At 42.5% G+C, this 16,869-nt stretch carries 15 protein-coding genes; 11 read left to right on the top strand and 4 right to left on the bottom strand.

The features are described from left to right. The first annotated feature begins 27 nt into the window (after window positions 1–27). A complete protein-coding gene (locus AABI99_RS08685) occupies window positions 28–936 on the top strand; it encodes a replication initiation protein (protein WP_338365265.1) in 909 nt (302 codons plus the stop codon). A 38-nt stretch (window positions 937–974) separates the two neighbouring features. On the opposite strand, the gene AABI99_RS08680 is transcribed toward AABI99_RS08685, so the two are convergent. Beyond that, a complete protein-coding gene (locus AABI99_RS08680; RefSeq protein ID WP_338365262.1) occupies window positions 975–1,394 on the bottom strand; it encodes a hypothetical protein in 420 nt (139 codons plus the stop codon). A gap of 513 nt (window positions 1,395–1,907) precedes the next feature. Between AABI99_RS08680 and AABI99_RS08675 the strand changes: the two genes are divergently transcribed. From AABI99_RS08675 to envZ, 4 genes are all read left to right on the top strand, one after another. Then, a complete protein-coding gene (locus AABI99_RS08675; RefSeq protein ID WP_338365261.1) occupies window positions 1,908–2,033 on the top strand; it encodes a hypothetical protein in 126 nt (41 codons plus the stop codon). 266 nt (window positions 2,034–2,299) lie between these two features. Then, window positions 2,300–2,509: a hypothetical protein gene (locus AABI99_RS08670; RefSeq protein ID WP_338365260.1), complete on the top strand. Its 210-nt coding sequence runs from the start codon at window positions 2,300–2,302 to the stop codon at window positions 2,507–2,509. Between the two features lie 864 nt (window positions 2,510–3,373). Beyond that, window positions 3,374–4,093, top strand: a complete 720-nt coding sequence (ompR, locus tag AABI99_RS08665) for a two-component system response regulator OmpR (protein ID WP_338365259.1) — start codon at window positions 3,374–3,376, stop codon at window positions 4,091–4,093. 5 nt (window positions 4,094–4,098) lie between these two features. Beyond that, window positions 4,099–5,415, top strand: a complete 1,317-nt coding sequence (gene envZ, locus AABI99_RS08660; RefSeq protein ID WP_338365258.1) for a two-component system sensor histidine kinase EnvZ — start codon at window positions 4,099–4,101, stop codon at window positions 5,413–5,415. Window positions 5,416–5,460: 45 nt separating this feature from the next. Here envZ and AABI99_RS08655 read toward each other — a convergent pair whose 3' ends face one another. Beyond that, complete coding sequence (locus AABI99_RS08655) at window positions 5,461–7,503, bottom strand: glycoside hydrolase family 97 protein (RefSeq protein ID WP_338365257.1); 2,043 nt, start codon at window positions 7,501–7,503, stop codon at window positions 5,461–5,463. 159 nt (window positions 7,504–7,662) lie between these two features. Between AABI99_RS08655 and AABI99_RS08650 the strand changes: the two genes are divergently transcribed. Further along, window positions 7,663–8,286 carry a methylamine utilization protein gene (locus AABI99_RS08650; protein ID WP_338365256.1) on the top strand — a complete coding sequence of 208 codons (624 nt, stop codon included), beginning with the start codon at window positions 7,663–7,665 and terminating at the stop codon, window positions 8,284–8,286. Further along, window positions 8,276–9,505, top strand: coding sequence for a hypothetical protein (locus AABI99_RS08645; protein ID WP_338365255.1), 1,230 nt, complete (start codon window positions 8,276–8,278; stop codon window positions 9,503–9,505). Before AABI99_RS08650 ends, AABI99_RS08645 begins: the two co-directional genes overlap by 11 nt. A 46-nt stretch (window positions 9,506–9,551) precedes the next feature. On the opposite strand, the gene speE is transcribed toward AABI99_RS08645, so the two are convergent. Beyond that, a complete protein-coding gene (gene speE, locus AABI99_RS08640; protein WP_338365254.1) occupies window positions 9,552–10,415 on the bottom strand; it encodes a polyamine aminopropyltransferase in 864 nt (287 codons plus the stop codon). 197 nt (window positions 10,416–10,612) lie between these two features. On the opposite strand from speE, the gene speA reads away from it, so the two are divergent. From speA to AABI99_RS08620, 4 genes are read left to right on the top strand one after another with little or no spacing between them, the layout of a single operon-like run. Next, complete coding sequence (gene speA, locus AABI99_RS08635; RefSeq protein WP_338365253.1) at window positions 10,613–12,493, top strand: biosynthetic arginine decarboxylase; 1,881 nt, start codon at window positions 10,613–10,615, stop codon at window positions 12,491–12,493. A gap of 60 nt (window positions 12,494–12,553) precedes the next feature. Next, entirely contained in the window at window positions 12,554–13,432 is an 879-nt protein-coding gene (locus AABI99_RS08630) for an acyltransferase (RefSeq protein ID WP_338365252.1), read from the top strand. 27 nt (window positions 13,433–13,459) lie between these two features. Next, window positions 13,460–14,380, top strand: coding sequence for an acetyltransferase (locus AABI99_RS08625; protein ID WP_338365251.1), 921 nt, complete (start codon window positions 13,460–13,462; stop codon window positions 14,378–14,380). Then, window positions 14,377–15,636, top strand: coding sequence for a mechanosensitive ion channel domain-containing protein (locus tag AABI99_RS08620; RefSeq protein ID WP_338365250.1), 1,260 nt, complete (start codon window positions 14,377–14,379; stop codon window positions 15,634–15,636). Before AABI99_RS08625 ends, AABI99_RS08620 begins: the two co-directional genes overlap by 4 nt. Here the strand turns inward: AABI99_RS08620 and chrA are convergent. Then, window positions 15,593–16,744, bottom strand: a complete 1,152-nt coding sequence (chrA, locus tag AABI99_RS08615) for a chromate efflux transporter (protein WP_338365248.1) — start codon at window positions 16,742–16,744, stop codon at window positions 15,593–15,595. The genes AABI99_RS08620 and chrA overlap by 44 nt on opposite strands. Window positions 16,745–16,869: the final 125 nt, after the last annotated feature.

Here is a 16,869-nt window from a genome sequence, read left to right as displayed (position 1 = left end):
GGTGTGGTTATTCCCCATAAATAGGCGATAACGCAGCATAAATGCCAAACAGGCGCTGCCATTGCTCGCGCCCAAAACACCCTCAAATCACGTTACATACAAGCCAATGGGCCAACCCATAAATACTGGTTGATTTTCGATGTGGATTCGCCTGATGCGGCTTTGGGATGGTATGACGTGGGCGCACCGGCCCCGAATATCGTAGCCACCAATCGAGAGAACGGCTATGCGCATTTGATTTATGGCCTTGAAGTCTCGATCCGAACAGCACCAGACGGGCGTAGTGCGCCATTGCGTTACGCTGCGGCCATCGAAAACGCGCTGAGAGAAAAGCTCGGTGCGGACATTAGCTATGCAGGACTTATCTGCAAAAACCCACTGCACCCGCATTGGCAGGTGTCTACGTGGGAGCAAAATCTATATGACCTCGATTGGTTAGCCGACTATTTGGATTTAAGCGCCTACGGTGGTCGTCAGCGGCTGCCTGATTACGGCCTAGGCCGTAATTGCAACTTATTCGACTACCTCAGTAAATGGGCGTACAAAGCTATTCGTCAGGGGTGGCCGAGCTATGAACAGTGGTTTGAGGCGTGTTTCACTCGAGCGCAAGGTTACAATGCCCGGTCATTTAAAGAGCTGCTGCCATTGAGTGAGGTGAAAGCTACGGCCAAGAGCGTGGCGCGGTGGACGCACAAGAACTTTAGTGTAATGGGGTTCCGTGAACGTCAGGCTCGCGTAGGGGCTTTAGGCGGTAAACTATCGAAAGGCGGTGGTAGGCCATCTAAAGCAAAAGAGTATTTACAAACGGTGTTAGAGTTAAAAGCTCATGGTTATTCAAACCGCGATATAGCTCAAGATCTAGGGATTTCAGCCAGCACAGTAAGCTTATATTTAAAAAGTAAATCTGAGTCATCGAAAACAAGCCTTATCAGATAATAGCCCTCGCGAGGGCTATTAATAAATTCAAATGTTCTTTATTTGGGTATTGTTGTTGTATCTTTTGGTATTCTTACCGTTGTTACTTGGACGTCTAGTAAGTTACCATCTGCATCTCTGTAAGTAGTAATGTAAACAACGACTATTTCTGTTGGAGTTTCGTAAGAGGTTGATGTTGTTCCAACACCAGGAACGGATGATAGTGTATTTATCATTCCATTGTTGTTTATTATTTTTTTAGCATTAATAGGTATGTCATCTACAGGAATTACTTTTTCTATATCTCCGTTTGAGTTTTTAGCTACTACATGCCAGCCAGCATTAAGTTTAATAATTTCAGTACACTCATATGAGCAATTTATAGTTTTATTTCTTATATGATTTTCAATAGTTGCTGATGATACTGTGTGAGATAAGAATATAGATAGCGCAATACATATGGGTAAAAAAGTTTTCATTAAATAGTTCCTTAATTTTGAAAATGAAATCCATTCACAAGATTAGCAGTCAATTATTGCAAATCAAGTTCAACAATACAGTTCATGCTGTGCGTGTAACTTTTCCGTGTGCAATTTTATTTAACCTTTGAATTGCAAGGGCTCTAGGTTGATCTCACAGTGCAACCTAGAGCCCTTGCAACGCGATATTATTGTTGAAAAGCTACCCTATTGCTAATGAGGTAGTGATGTTTTTCTAATGCATCCTTTCACACTCAAAACTTAATAGGCACGCCGTCGACTGTCGACAAATTACTGCGTAATTTTCTAACGTCGTGTGCAAAGGGGAAACTCCCTTTAACCCTTTTTAAATATTCTCTTAACTGCATTTCGGATAAGTGCGACTCTCTTCGTTTTCTTCAGGGGCTCAAAAAAAGTGAGATTTTTAATTTTTTTGCGCCCGTTGGAGCTAATTAATTCTGATAGCCTAAATCTAGGCCTGGAATAAGCCAGGCTAAAAAGAGAGGAGCCAATATGAAAATTGAAGTTGATTATAACGTTAAGTTAAAGGGGAAATTCGTTATTGATTTAACGTTAGTGGTAGCGGTTATTCAGCTTGTGTTGAGTGTGCTTAATCGACATGGTGACAAATCGCCGTGAGTTGCTAAAAGCTACATATTGCCTTAGTGGTTGAGGTGTATGGCAGGATAGGACTTAGTGACCTAAGTGTGGTACACCTCAACCATTAAAGTATCGCGTTTTTATAAATGTTATGGCTATGTTTGATAAAGTTTGTGTAAACACATATCGCGCTGATATCAAAATAAAATGAGGGGCAGGACAGGTGAAGTAGGCCTACTTCACAATAACGAATTCGCCTATGGCTCAGCGGGGTTCACCGGTGAAACTTTTGGGAGATTCTAAATATGACTGAAAAACATGACATCGATACGTTGTGTGATGCAATCAATCAGGACTTAAGCAGTGAGCGTGTGCGTCATTTCTATGCACAGTTGCAAGGAGAGAATAATCGCCCACAGGGAGGCGAAGCGGTCGAAGTATGGCTGGCCGAGCAAATACCGCTGGACGTGCCTATCTGGGTATCAAAAAAACAGACGTGTGAGGGGCACAGCTAACACGCGTTGCTTGTTTGGCACATAAAGCCGTTCAGGAATCGCTTGAGCGCGATCCTAAGCCGTTTCATGCGCTTGGTTGGTGGATTTGCATGAAAGGTCTATAAAGGCGTATTAAAAACGCCATTTGGCGCGTCTACGACGAAGAAAAGGTGTTTAACATAATGCCCGATATCGGCTATCGCGACCTTTTTGGTGGTTCAGGTGGATTTCGACTCCAAACGCGTCTTTTTGGTTGTCTTGCTGTGTACGGTCATTTGGCGTAACCTTAGCCCTAATAAAACAAAACCCCGATACTCATTCCAACTTGGCGGGAGGCTTGAGTGATCAGGGTTCGAGATAATTCCGAGAAACTCGAAACTATGTAATCTCAGAGAAATAATAACACATGGATCATACTTCACAAGACGAAACCGCCATAAGCGCGGTGGATTTTGAGTAACAACGTAGTGCAGCTCACGCTGTTTGAGCATCGTTTACCTAAAAAACCGTACCATACGGACGAGTTCGCGACTGGCCTTGCCCTTTGGGTTCTGCCTAGAGGCGATAAACTCTTTGTTGCCTACATGGATGTAGGTAAGGGGCGTGAGCAGGACGCGGAAGCTTTGCTCGGTTTTTACTTATTCTTACATGGATGTAAGTCATTAGAATAACGCAGGAGCAGTTATCGAGCCCACTAGGTTACAAACCTCGCGCCGCGATTTGATCGCCCCTAGATTGAACAAACTTAGATCCGCAAAGATTAACACGCCCTAAAAATTAAGCTTTGAAATGTTCAGTAACAATCTAAGCGCGCAATTAGATTTTGATTATTAAGTTTTTCATTTATATTAACTATTAATTGGAAATAAAAATAAGAAACAAACAATGGGACACGAAACCACAAAAGTATTAGTTGTAGATGACGACATGCGCCTGCGCAGCTTACTAGAGCGTTATTTAGTAGAGCAGGGGTTTATTGTTAGAACCGCCGCAAACTCAGATCAAATGGACAGACTCATTGAGCGAGAAAACTTTCACTTAATGGTGCTTGATTTAATGCTACCAGGCGAAGATGGCTTATCAATTTGCCGCCGGCTACGCCAAAAAGAAAACGAAATTCCTATTGTGATGCTGACAGCTAAAGGCGATGAGGTCGACCGTATTATTGGTCTGGAGCTAGGCGCAGATGACTACATCCCTAAACCGTTTAACCCGCGCGAATTACTGGCTCGCATTAAAGCTATTTTACGCCGCCGCGCTAAAGAAGTGCCTGGCGCACCCGCAGCAGAAGAAAACCTTATTGCGTTTGGCCAATTTACACTTAACTTAGCCACCCGTGAAATGAGCGAAGGCGATAAAACTATTTCGCTCACCAGTGGTGAATTTGCTGTACTCAAAGCTCTTGTATCGCACCCGCGCGAGCCATTGAGTCGCGATAAACTAATGAACCTTGCTCGAGGGCGGGATTACAGCGCCCTTGAGCGCAGTATAGACGTGCAGGTATCGCGACTTCGCCGCATGATTGAAGAAGATGCCGCCAATCCGCGCTATATTCAAACGGTTTGGGGTTTAGGTTATGTGTTTGTTCCTGACGGTGAAAAGTAGTTTATATGGGATTTTTTCCGCGAAGTGCGTTTGGACAGACCGTATTTTTAGTGGCCGCTTTACTGCTAATTAACCAAATAGTGTCATATATAACCGTAAGCTTTTACGTTGTAAAACCGACCATAGAGCAAGTAAATCTCATGCTTGCAAAGCAAATTAAAACGGTGTTTATAGACTGGGAAGACGGCGTAGAAATTAACGACGAAGTATCTGAAAAATTTTTTGAAATTACCGGCATAGAAGTGATGACGCAGCGCGAGGCAATGCGTCAAGGGCTTGGGCAAACCCGAGAATACTCGATGCTGTCGCGTAGTATGTCTGAGCAATTAAATGGCTCGGCGCGGGTGCGCATTAGCCAAACCGACCCACTGATTTATTGGGTAGAAGCACCGCAAGCGCCAGGGTATTGGGTAAAGGTGCCGCTTAGCGGGTATCAAGAAAATAATCTTGAATTTTTAACCTTTTACTTATCAAGTATTGGTTTTTTAAGTGTATTAGGCGGCTGGCTATTTGCGAGGCACTTAAACCGGCCATTAAAGGCGTTGCAGCAAGCTGCTGTGAAAGTAGGTAAGGGCGATTTTAGCTCTAAGCTTGAAGAAGAGGGCTCCAGCGAAGTGATAGAAGTGACCCGGGCATTTAATCAAATGTCGCGCGGCATTGCTGCGCTTGAAAACGACCGTCGTCTACTCATGGCTGGTGTCTCCCACGATTTACGCACGCCGCTAACGCGTATTCGCCTTGCAACCGAAATGATGAATGATGAGGATGACTATCTTCGTGAAGGTATCATTTACGATATTGAAGATATGAACGGCATCATCGATCAATTTATTGAGTATTTACGCCACCACAAAACAGATGAGCTAGCCTGCGAAGATATTAACGCGCTAGTGGCTGAGGTGGTCAATTGTGAGCTTAAACATCAGCGTAATATTACCTTTAAAAGTAATCCTAGCGTGGGACTTGTTCCATTAAGCAGTGTCGCTATTAAACGTGTAATTACGAATATGATTGAAAATGCCCTGCGTTATTCTGACGGCGACATAGAAGTATTAAGCTACTTTAATTCTAATAAAAAATACGTTGTGATAGCGGTAAACGACAATGGCCCAGGGATACCCGAAAGCGAACTCGAATCGGTGTTTGAGCCCTTTAAACAAGGAGATGCAGCGCGTGGCAGTGAAGGTAGTGGTTTGGGGCTTGCTATTATTAAGCGTATTATTGATATGCACGATGGTAAAGTTAAGCTAGAAAACCGCCCAGAAGGTGGCCTAAGTGCTCAAATTTATTTGCCTATAAAAGTACAAAACTCTGCACAGTAAACTGTGCAGAGCTGGTTATTTACATATCTTTAATTGTGTTACAACTTAAAGTGCCTTAAAGCGGATTGCCGTACCACCACTTGTTGCTAGTTTTAAAGTTAGCTTGTCGTTTGCGCTAACTATGCGCTTTTCGATATCTAAATCGTACGGGTTGTTTTTCCATTCTGCATTTTTACCATCTTGGTATATGTGCGCTTCAAACTTTTTACCCTTTTCTAAAAAGTCGAGTTTTACCTCAATAGTACGGGCTTCTTCGTCGGTTACGGCCCCTAAATACCAATCGTTTCCTGGGTATTTATCGCGTTTGCGCTCTTTACGGGCAAACACAATAAAGTCACCTACTTCACCATCAAGCGCAATACTTTGCTGCCAATCGGTGGGTACGTCTTGAATAAATTGAAATGCATCAGGCTTAGCTAAATAGTTTTTAGGTAAGTCGGCGGCCATTTGAATCGGGCTATATAGCACTACATACAGTGCAAGCTGCTTGGCAAGCGTTGTTTGCGGGCGGTTTGTATCATCGCCTAAGCCATTAAAGCCCATATCAAAAATGCCGGGGGTAAAGTCCATAGGCCCTGCCAGCATTCGGGTAAACGCCAGCATAGGAATGTGCTCTGGTGGGTTAGGCGGCGTGCCCCATGCATTAAACTCTTGGCCGCGTGCCCCTTCGCGGGCAATCCAGTTTGGGTAAGTACGGCGCAGGCCGGTGTCTTTTATTGGCTCGTGGGTGTTAATACTAATTTTATGTTTAGCAGCCAGCTTTACGTTGTAAAGGTACTCGTTAACCATAAATTGGCCATCGTGCCATTCATGGCGGGCAATGCCGTTTTCGTCTATGCGCTTTATATTACCGCCGTCGGCCACATAACCCGTTTTAACTTGGCTTACATTTGATTTTTCGTAAAGAGCAAAGGCATCGTCCATTTGGTTTCGGTAGTTACTTACGTTACCCGATGTTTCGTGGTGGCCAATTAACTGCACGCCTTTTTGTTTGCCGTATTGAGTGAGAGCGGCTATATCAAAGTCGTCGTAAGGTTGTGTAAAGCTAAATACATCGCCATTAAAAAACCAGTCGCCGTCCCAACCTATGTTCCAACCTTCTACTAATACGCCATCAAAGCCATACTCTGCGGCAAAGTCCATGTAGTATTTAGTGGTTTGAGTTGTGGCGCCGTGCTTATCGCCGCTGCCCCAAGTTTGCGTATTTATGTGCATACCCCACCAAATGCCCACGTATTTACCTGGTTTTACCCACGACACATCACCGAGTTTATTAGGCTCGTTTAAATTTAAAATTATGTCTGAATTGATTAAGCCAACGGCGCTGTCGGCAATTTGAATAGTACGCCAAGGGGTATTAAACGCTCCTTGTTTTTTTACGGCAATACCGTCTGACCACGGTGTTAAATCGGCATTAAATGTACCTGGGCGGCGCTGATTAAGCACCATGCCTGCGTAATCAACAAGGGCAGCTTCGTGAATGCTGATATGGGTGCCGTCTTGCGTTTTTAACGTAAACGGCGTGTGCGCAAGGGGGACGTCATTTAATGCAGTGGTGTTATAAACATATTCGTATCGGTTCCAGCCGCGGGCGGGGATCCACCATGCTGTGGCATCGTTACTATTATTAATTGCAAACTCGGTTAGCTCTTTGGTGATGTATGTTTGCTCAAAGCCAGCTTGGTTTGGTATTTCGTACCTAAACCCAACGCCACTATCGAAAGCTCTAAAGCGTACTGTGTATGTTGCACCGTTGGTGCCATCTTTTTCAAAGGTGACCGCCACTTCGTTGTGATTATCAGTAACCGTTTGTCGCTCGCCCCAGGGCTGTTGCCATTGGGTATTAGCACTTTGCTGCTCAATTTGGGTAATTTTAAAACCATCTCTAAACGCGGCTTGGGTTTTAAATTCAAAACCAAGACGTGACGTATTTATAGCTGGTTTGTTTTTAAAGCTAATAGCGTAGCTGGGGGTGCTATTTTCATCAGTTATTGTGACTTTTATTTGTGAGTCTGGTGATTCAACTACAGCGGTTTGTGCAAAGCTATTGCCAACAAACGCCAGTAGAAAAAGTGCGGATGTTCTCATTGTGTGTCCTTTGATGAGTCGGTGGTGACTCTTAAGGATAATGTCACTTAGTTGTTAATACGACTGCCTACATACGTATTCAATGTTTTAAAAAATAGAAAGAATTTAATTGCTTACTCGGTCTATAATGTAAATAAGTTGATAATAGTGATAAACCCCATGATAAAACCCTTACTGATTTTGTTTTTGCTGAGTATGAGCTCCTACGCAATGGCAACAACAATAACGATAAAAAATGCGAGCAACCAACCTTTAGCAAATGCGGTGGTGTGGCTAAGCGGGGCATCAATTCAGGCCGGCAATCAAGCAAGTAAAACCTACGCAATGAGCCAACAAAACCGCGAGTTTACGCCGCGTACGTTAGTTGTTCCGCAAAATGCAAAGGTAGAGTTTCCTAATGCCGACTCCATTATGCACCACGTCTATTCGTTTTCTGAGGCTAAAACTTTTGAGCTTAAGCTATATAAGGAGCAACCTAAAGCGCCAATCATATTTGATCAAACAGGTGTAGTGGAGCTTGGCTGTAATATTCATGACTGGATGTTAGGGTACATTGTGGTAGTAGATAGCACCATTTTTGCCATTACTGACGATAAGGGGGCGGTTAATTTAACCGTTCCAAATGGGCAATACACTTTGAGTATATGGCATTCTGGGTTTAGTGATATAAGCAACGTAGAAACCCAAAGCATTAATGTGGGCGAGTCACCTATACATTACACCGTAAAGCAGGCCATAACCGAGCAAATAGACTTTGCTACGGATGAATTTGATGACTATTAATAAGCGCAATAATACACTATTACTTGGCTTACTTTTCACCAGCCTACCAGCTTTTTCGCAAGTTAAAGGGTTTATTCAGGTGCGTGCGGTTGCAACTGACGATACGCAAAGCTTTCAAAATGGCGGTATGGGTTTATATCGCCATGGAGGTGGCAGTGATAACCTCTTGCTATCGCAAGGTATTTTAGACTTTAAGGCCGATTTAAGTAGTGCTTGGAGCGCACATGCTGTGCTTAATGCAAACCAAGAGCCGAAAACGACATTAGGATTAAGTCAAGCGTATTTACAGTATCAGCCGTTAGTAAACAGCCGCTATAAATGGCATGTCAAGGTAGGTGGTTTTTACCCTGGTATGTCGCTCGAAAACCCTGATATAGGCTGGACTTCACCTTATAACTATACAAACTCGGCAATTAATAGCTGGATAGGCGAAGAGATTCGCACTGTTGGTGGAGAGGTTACAATTAAGCGCCCCGGGAAACGCTTTAATTCCAAGCACAGCTTTAGTATGAGCGCTGCTATTTACAAAGGAAACGACCCAACAGGGACGCTGCTTTCGTGGCGGGGGTTTGCGCTGCATGACAGGCAAACAACCTTTAACGAAAGCATTGAGTTTGCACCTATTGAGGCATTAAATAGTGATGAATTACGCTGGCAAGCTAACCAAGTATTGCCATTTGAAGAAGTTGATGGCCGCTTTGGCTATTATGCAGGCGTGCATTGGGACTATTTAAAACGCTCGCAGTTTAGGCTCTATTATTATGATAATAACGCTGATCCTAATGTGTTTAACCGAACTACAGGACAGTATGCGTGGCATACTCGCTTTGCCAGTGCGGCGTGGTTATATAAATTTACAGGTAAAACTCGCTTTATTGCTCAGTTGATGGATGGTAAAACCGAAATGGGCGCTAATAAGCTAATTTATAATTCTTTTTATAGTCATTACTTAATGCTCAGCCGCAAAGAAGGTAAGCACAGGGTATCGCTAAGGTATGATTATTTTAAAGTAGATGACGATGACACTACCACGTTTGATCCTAATGCCAGTAATGGCGAAGGGTTAACGGCTACATGGCGTTACCAATTAACCGATACGCTTCAAATAGGTGTTGAGGGATCGGCGCTACATAGTTTTGTGCAAAATAGGCTGGGCAGTGGGTTTGCTCAGCGAATATCACAGCAGCAACTGATGGCCAATGCGCAATGGCGCTTTTAAAAAGATAGATTTTAAAAAAAGGGAGCCTTATAGGCTCCCTTAGTGTTTATTTTTTATTAAATGCGCGTTTCATAAAGTTTGGTGTAGCAAGTGCTCCATAGTGAACACCGCTGTTGTAATATTCGCTTTGCTGCGCAACTTGCTCGGCATCGGCTTCTCTAAAACCATTAAACGCTTGTGATTTACGCGCAAGTGTTACCGACCATAAGCCGCTTGGGTAAATTGGCTGCGGGAATGGCAGAGTTTGTAAATCGTTAAACCCTACACTTAACATAGCTTCGCGCATTTCAACTAATAATGGCATGTGCATCAGTGGCGATTCGCTTTGTTGTACTAAAATACCGCCTGGGCGAAGTGCATTTAGACAGCTTGTATAAAATGCATGGTTAAATAAACCTTCACCAGGACCTACAGGGTCAGTGCCATCAACAATTACTACGTCGATAGACTCGCCAGCGGCTTCGCGCATGTATTTAATACCATCATCAAACATCACTGTTGCGCGTTCATCGTTATTAGACTCGCAAAGTTCCGGGAAGTATTTTAACGACATTTGCGTTACTACTTCGTCTATATCTATTTGCGTTACGGTTTCAACACCTGGGTGCTTTAAAACTTCACGCAATGTGCCGCAATCACCGCCACCAATAATAACGACGTTTTTAGGGTTCGGATGCGATAAAAGTGCAGGGTGGCTGATCATTTCATGGTAAAAAAAGTTTTCGCGGGTTGTCACCATAGTACAGCCATCGATGATCATTAAATTACCAAAGTCTGTGGTTTCGAACATTTCTACTTTTTGAAAAGGAGACTGTTTTTCATCTAACTTTTTGTTAATACGTAATGAAAATGCGCTGCCATCGCGGTCGCTAATTTCTGTAAACCACTTACTTTGATCTAAATTTGCCATAGTTGCTTTTACACTTTTTAAGTTGAGTATGAAAAGGGGGCAATTCTGCCAGTGCTTCGCGTTTTGCTCAATGAAATTTTAACTGCATTGCTAATAAAGTTAGCCAGTATCGAGTTAAAGTTCAATTTTTGTTAGCGTAGGGGATAGTGACGTATTAAAATGCGCCTTTATAGCTAATTGATTAAAGAAGAGTTGCCATGACTTGGGGTTTAGAAACAGCACGCGCTACATATAATGTTGCTCATTGGAGCGATGGTTATTTTGATATTAATGCACAAGGCGAGCTAGTTGCCTACCCAGATGGCGACCAATCTAAAAATGCGATTTCTTTAACGCAGCTAACAGAGCAATTTAAACAACAAGGCTTAACTTTGCCTGTACTGGTGCGCTTTACTGATATTTTAAAAAATCGGGTTGATACACTTACTAATGCGTTTACCTTGGCATGTAGTAACCGTGAATACAAAGGTGAGTATACCTGTGTATACCCAATAAAGGTTAATCAGCAGCGTTCTGTGGTAAGTAAACTATTAGCACACCCAAGCGGTTTAGTGGGTTTAGAAGCCGGCTCAAAGCCCGAGCTTATGGCGATTTTAGGTATAGCTGACAAGCCCATTACTATTGTGTGCAATGGCTATAAAGACAGTGAGTTTTTACGCTTAGCTTGTATTGGTCAAGCCATGGGGCACAGCGTTAAAATAGTCGTCGAAAAACTCTCAGAGCTAACTACCTTACTTGAAGAAATAGATAACCTAGGCATAGAGCCTGCTATTGGCATTCGTATTCGCTTAAACTCGGTAGGTAAAGGCAAGTGGCAAAATACCGGTGGTGAAAAAGGCAAATTTGGCTTAACCGCAGGCCAAGTACTCAGCGCTGTTGAGGTACTTAAAAAGCATAATAAATTGCATTTAATGCAAATGGTGCATTTTCATATAGGTTCTCAAATTGCCAACATACGCGACATACACCGCGCCCTGCGTGAATGTGCGCGCCACTTTGCTGAACTTACCCAGTTAGGCGTGCCGCTCAATACAGTGGATGTAGGCGGTGGTTTAGGCGTTGATTACGAAGGCTCTGGCTCGCGCAGCGCCTGCTCGATGAACTACACAGTAGAAGAATACGCACGTAACGTAGTAAATGCCTTTGCAGAGGTGTGCGACCAACATCAACTTACACACCCCGCTATTATTACTGAATCTGGGCGAGCTTTAACGGCGCATCACGCGGTGTTAATTACCGATGTGATAGACGTAGAAAAAGCGCCAAATCATCCAAACCCTGAGCCACCACTTAAAAATAGTGCGTTAGTGCTTGATGAAATGTGGCAGTGTTTACAGCGTTTAAACCCGCGTATGGCGCTCGAGATTTACCACGATGCAATGCACTTATTTAGCGAGGCGCACGACCAATACGTGCATGGTTTAGTAAGCATGTTAGAGTGGGCCAAGATAGAGCAGTTATATTTTACTATTTTGCACCGTGTGCGCGCATCACTTAGTAATAATGCTCGCGCTCACCGCGAAGTGCTCGACGATCTCCACGAAAAGCTAGCCGACAAATTATTTGTTAACTTTTCATTGTTTCAATCGTTACCAGATGTATGGGGGATTGAGCAGTTATTCCCGGTAATGCCAATCGAAAACCTCGATAAACCGCTTACCCAGCGCGCTATTATTCAAGATATTACTTGTGACTCTGACGGACAAATTCGTGAGTATGTAGAAGGCGCGGGCATAGAAACCAGTTTACCTATACCTGAGTACCAACACGGTGAGCAATACCATATAGCTATGTTTATGGTGGGGGCTTACCAAGAAATTTTAGGTGATTTACATAACTTATTTGGCGACACTGACTCTGTGCATGTAGAGCTTAACGACGAGGGTTATATATTAACCAACGCCATTAAAGGTGATAGCGTTAAGGATGTATTAAAGTTTGTTGACTATGATAGCGCCCTTTTGGCAGAAAACTTTGAATTATTAGTCAACAAGCTAGCCGTGTCTGAGCAATGCAAAGCAGGGTATTTAGCCGAGCTTAATGCTGGGCTTGCAGGTTATACTTACTTTGAAGATTAACCTACCGAGAATTAAAAGCGTTGCTGTTTGGGCGCGCATTGTTTAAAGGAAAGTAAATAAATGTCAGTAATTCGTAGTGTATTCAGTATCTTACTTTATACAATAAACACGCTTGTTTGGTTTTTACCTATTTTTATTTGTGGGCTGTTAAAGTTAATTCCTATCAAGCCTATGCAAAAGCTTTTAAGCTGGGTTGCTAAACAGTGTGCCACTATTTGGGTAACAGTTAATAGTGTAAATCAACGCTTATTCACGCCAACGAAAATTAATGTTACCGGCCTTGAAGAAACTAAATTAAAAGACTGGTACTTAGTGATTGCTAACCACCAAAGCTGGGTTGATATATTAGTACTGCAACGCGTATTTAACCGTAAAATACCTTTTTTAAACTTCTTTTTGAAAAAAGAGCTTATTTACGTGCCGATTTTAGGGGTGTGTTGGTGGGCGCTCGACTTCCCGTTTATGACGCGTACTAGCAAAGCACAGTTAAAAAAGAATCCAAAGCTACGTGGTAAAGATATAGAAACAACCCGCAAAGCCTGTGAAAAATTTAAAGAAATGCCGGTCAGCATTGTTAATTTTGTAGAGGGCACACGCTTCACTAAGCAAAAACATGCTCGTCAAAATAGCCCTTTTCCACACCTATTAAAGCCAAAGGCAGGCGGGATAGCTTTTGTAATGCAAGCCATGGGTGAGCAAATTTCAAAAGTGGTTAACGTGACCATTCATTATCCCGATGGCATCCCTACGTTTATGGACTTTGCTGGCGGCAAGGTTAAGCAAATTAACGTACATGTAGACATTCGCCCTGTAAGCGAAGAGCTAATTGGTGATTACACTGGCGACTCTGAGTTTAGGGTTGGCTTTCAAAGCGAACTAAACCGTTTATGGGAAGAAAAAGAGCAAACGCTTTTGCAGCTCGAGCAAAAACAAAAATAACATGGCAATAAAAGTGGGCTTACAATTATGCTAAAAAAATGGTTACCAAACTGGCTTAACGGCTTAATTGTAAGCTGCGTGATTTTTTTAAATGTGATTATTTTTGGTACCCTAGTTTTGCTACTAGGCTTAATAAAGCTTGTACTGCCTTTGCCAATAATTAACACTATTTTGCATAGTATGTATCGAGGCTGGTGTAAGGGTAACCGCTTAGGCTTATGGCTTGGCTGTGCTGATATAAACATCAATATTAACGGTGATGTTAATACTAAAAGTTGGTACTTACTAATATGTAACCATATGAGTTGGCTAGATATTGTTGTGCTTAGTTCAATTAATGTATTACCTGCGCCAAAGTTTTTTTTAAAAGATGAATTAAAATATGTGCCGTTTATTGGCTCTGGTGCATGGGCTATGGGCATGCCTTTTATGAAGCGTGTGACAAAAGCACAGCTTGCTAAAAACCCCAAACTAAAAGGGTTAGATGTTGAACGCACAAAGCACAGCTGCCGCAACTTTAGGAATAATCCCACCACTATTATTAATTTTGTAGAGGGTACCCGCTACACACCAGCAAAGCACAAACGCCAACAAAGCCCATTTAAAAATTTATTAAAGCCTAAAGCGGGCGGAATTGCTTTTGCGCTTGAAGTATTGGGCGAACAATTTGATGCTATGTTAAACACCAGTGTGGTGTATAGCGGAAAAAGTAGCCATATTTGCCGTAATATTTTAAAAGGCGAACTCGATGCTATCTATGTTTCTATAAACGTTATGCCTATAAATGAGCAAATGCTAGGCAGCTATCAACACGACAAAGCATTTAGAAGCCGCTTTCAAAAGTACGTCAATGAGCTTTGGGTTGCTAAAGATGCGCAACTAACCAGTATTTATGCTCAACACGATTTACCTGAGCCACACATTAGTAAGGAAGTAGAAACACTATGACCCATACCCACCTACAGGAGTTAATTGCTCCTTGGTTTGAAAAAGTACCCGACGCAGATTTTTTAAGTGCAATTACTGCAGCCTCTATTGGTGTGCTTTCTTTGCTGATGGTGTATTTGTTTACACGCCGATTAATGTTGCCGGGCATTCAAAAAGTGGTGACTAAGTTATCTCCTGAACGTATAGGCTTGCTTTCGCCGTTGCTCACCAAATTGAATAAGCGCATAGCAGGTATGTTATGTAGCGTGCTTTTTTTAGCAACCTTCGACAGTGTTTACCCTGTTAATGAGCTCAGTGCAGAAATACTTAAAACCATTGGCCAAGGCATTTTAATTATTTATGTAGGCTTTATTTTTAGCAGCATTGTAAGTATTGCTGGGGCCATTTATAACCAGCTAGATTTTGCTCGTGAAGTGCCAATACAGGGGCTATTGCAGGTTGTTAAGCTTATTACTTTTATTGTGTGTGCAATATTAATTGTAAGCATAGTGCTTGAAAAATCACCTACTTATATTCTCTCTGGCTTTGGTGCGATTGCCGCCGTTACTTTGTTAGTATTTAAAGACACTATTTTAGGTTTTGTGGCCAGCATTCAAATTGCGGCAAATAGGCTGGTTACTTATGGTGATTGGATCCAAGTAGATAATTACGGTGCCGACGGTGAAGTAATAGATTTAGGCCTAAATACCGTAAAAGTACGCAACTGGGATAACACCATTACCACTATACCTACTTATATGTTGGTAGCGGGGTCGTTTAAAAACTGGCGCGGTATGCAAGATTCTGGTGGTAGGCGCATCAAGCGCTCACTCAATATTGATATGCACAGCATATGCTTAGTAAGTGATGAATTTAGAAAGCAGATAGATGCAGCTATACCGCTGCACGAATATATACGTGTTACCTCTTTGCCAAACCCAGTTTCTAACTTGGGCTTGTTTCGTCGCTATGCCGAGGGCTATTTAAAACAGCACAAAAAAATAAATACTTCTCTGACCCTTATGGTTCGTGAGTTACAACCTTTGAACCATGGTTTACCCATAGAGTTTTATTGCTTTAGTGAAGACAAGCGCTGGATATCTTACGAGCATTTACAAGCCGAAATTATGGATCACTTACTTGCTGTACTGCCAGTATTTGGTTTAAGAGCGTATCAAAGCGTTAGCGGGCAATTAAGCCCGCCTAATACACAGCAAACCGATAAGCCGACATTTAAAGTAATGGCAAATAGTGCTGAACAAGACCCACAGCAATAAATAAAGCTAATAGCCACCAAATAGGTGGCTTTTTCATTCTTAGCCATGCAAAAGCCGCAACAACTAATGCAACCTGCCATAGGTTGTGAACGGCTGATGTCCAAATAGGTGAGTACAATGCCGCCGCTAAAAAGCCAACTACAGCAGCGTTAAGTGCCGCAATAGAGCTTGCAAAGCGAGGTTTACTTGCCAGGTTTAACCAGCTTTTTTGAAACGCCAGCATTAATAAAAAGCCCGGTGTGAAAATAAGTAGGGTTGCAATAACAGCGCCTACTAATGGCTGCTCTGTGGTTAACTGTGCGCCTAAATAGGTCGCAATGCTAAACATAGGCCCAGGCACTGCCTGTGCACTAGCATATGCACTTAAAAATTGATCGTCGCTTAGTGTGGGTAAGCCTGCTTGTAGTATTGGCAATACCACATGCCCCCCACCAAACACCATTGCACCGGCCTGATAAAAAGCAGCAAACACATTGGTATTTTGCCCTAAGGGTGCAAAGCTAATGGCAAGTAAGAGTGCAAATGCGCTTAAAGCAATCCAATTTACCTTACTTTTACTACAATCAGGGGAGCTTGATTGATTAAGTTTTAGCATAGGCCAAATAGCGCCAATGGTGGCGGCAATAACTAAAATAGCTATTTGTGTACCCAACATTGGCATAAATATTAGCGCCAATGTACTTAGTACAGCTAGTAACTTTAAAACATAATTAGTACAAAAGCTTTTAGCCATACTCAACGTGGCATCGGCCACAATAACGACTGCAAACAATTTTAATCCCGCAATAACCGCAAAATAAACAGCGTCAAACTGATGCGCACTTATAGCTAGTAATAACATGATTAAAAAAGAAGGGAGGGTGAATGCAATAAATGCGGTAATACCTCCTAATAGGCCAGCTCGTTCTACGCCTATCGCAAAGCCAACTTGGCTAGACCCCGGCCCTGGTAATGCTTGGCTTAAACTAATTAATTGGGCATAGCGAGTGTCGGTTAGCCAATTTAATGTATCTACAAAGTGGCGTTTAAAATAGCCTAAATGCGCAGCGGGGCCACCAAAACTCATGCAGCCAAGTAAAAAAAACTGCCTAAAAATAGCTAATAACATTGAGCTAGAGTCCTTTTTCAAAATCATTAAATTGTCACAAAAGAGTATGACATTTTTATTAAACGCATGCAGTGATTCGTTATTCAAAAATAAAGTGAACTGCTTTTAACATGCTCTTCATGGTT

The sequence above is a fragment of the uncultured Pseudoalteromonas sp. genome (assembly GCF_963922945.1).
Taxonomy (GTDB): Bacteria; Pseudomonadota; Gammaproteobacteria; order Enterobacterales; family Alteromonadaceae; genus Pseudoalteromonas.
The sequence above is the reverse complement of the archived record's forward strand: the minus strand, read 5'-3'. Positions and strand labels throughout refer to the sequence as shown.

Bases quoted from the DNA above. Each gene is read 5' to 3' on its own strand.
- AABI99_RS08680 (WP_338365262.1), bottom strand. From the start codon at position 1,394: ATGAAAACTTTTTTACCCATATGTATTGCGCTATCTATATTCTTATCT.
- AABI99_RS08675 (WP_338365261.1), top strand. From the start codon at position 1,908: ATGAAAATTGAAGTTGATTATAACGTTAAGTTAAAGGGGAAATTCGTT.
- AABI99_RS08670 (WP_338365260.1), top strand. From the start codon at position 2,300: ATGACTGAAAAACATGACATCGATACGTTGTGTGATGCAATCAATCAG.
- ompR (WP_338365259.1), top strand. From the start codon at position 3,374: ATGGGACACGAAACCACAAAAGTATTAGTTGTAGATGACGACATGCGC.
- envZ (WP_338365258.1), top strand. From the start codon at position 4,099: ATGGGATTTTTTCCGCGAAGTGCGTTTGGACAGACCGTATTTTTAGTG.
- AABI99_RS08655 (WP_338365257.1), bottom strand. From the start codon at position 7,503: ATGAGAACATCCGCACTTTTTCTACTGGCGTTTGTTGGCAATAGCTTT.
- AABI99_RS08650 (WP_338365256.1), top strand. From the start codon at position 7,663: ATGATAAAACCCTTACTGATTTTGTTTTTGCTGAGTATGAGCTCCTAC.
- AABI99_RS08645 (WP_338365255.1), top strand. From the start codon at position 8,276: ATGACTATTAATAAGCGCAATAATACACTATTACTTGGCTTACTTTTC.
- speE (WP_338365254.1), bottom strand. From the start codon at position 10,415: ATGGCAAATTTAGATCAAAGTAAGTGGTTTACAGAAATTAGCGACCGC.
- speA (WP_338365253.1), top strand. From the start codon at position 10,613: ATGACTTGGGGTTTAGAAACAGCACGCGCTACATATAATGTTGCTCAT.
- AABI99_RS08630 (WP_338365252.1), top strand. From the start codon at position 12,554: ATGTCAGTAATTCGTAGTGTATTCAGTATCTTACTTTATACAATAAAC.
- AABI99_RS08625 (WP_338365251.1), top strand. From the start codon at position 13,460: ATGCTAAAAAAATGGTTACCAAACTGGCTTAACGGCTTAATTGTAAGC.
- AABI99_RS08620 (WP_338365250.1), top strand. From the start codon at position 14,377: ATGACCCATACCCACCTACAGGAGTTAATTGCTCCTTGGTTTGAAAAA.
- chrA (WP_338365248.1), bottom strand. From the start codon at position 16,744: ATGTTATTAGCTATTTTTAGGCAGTTTTTTTTACTTGGCTGCATGAGT.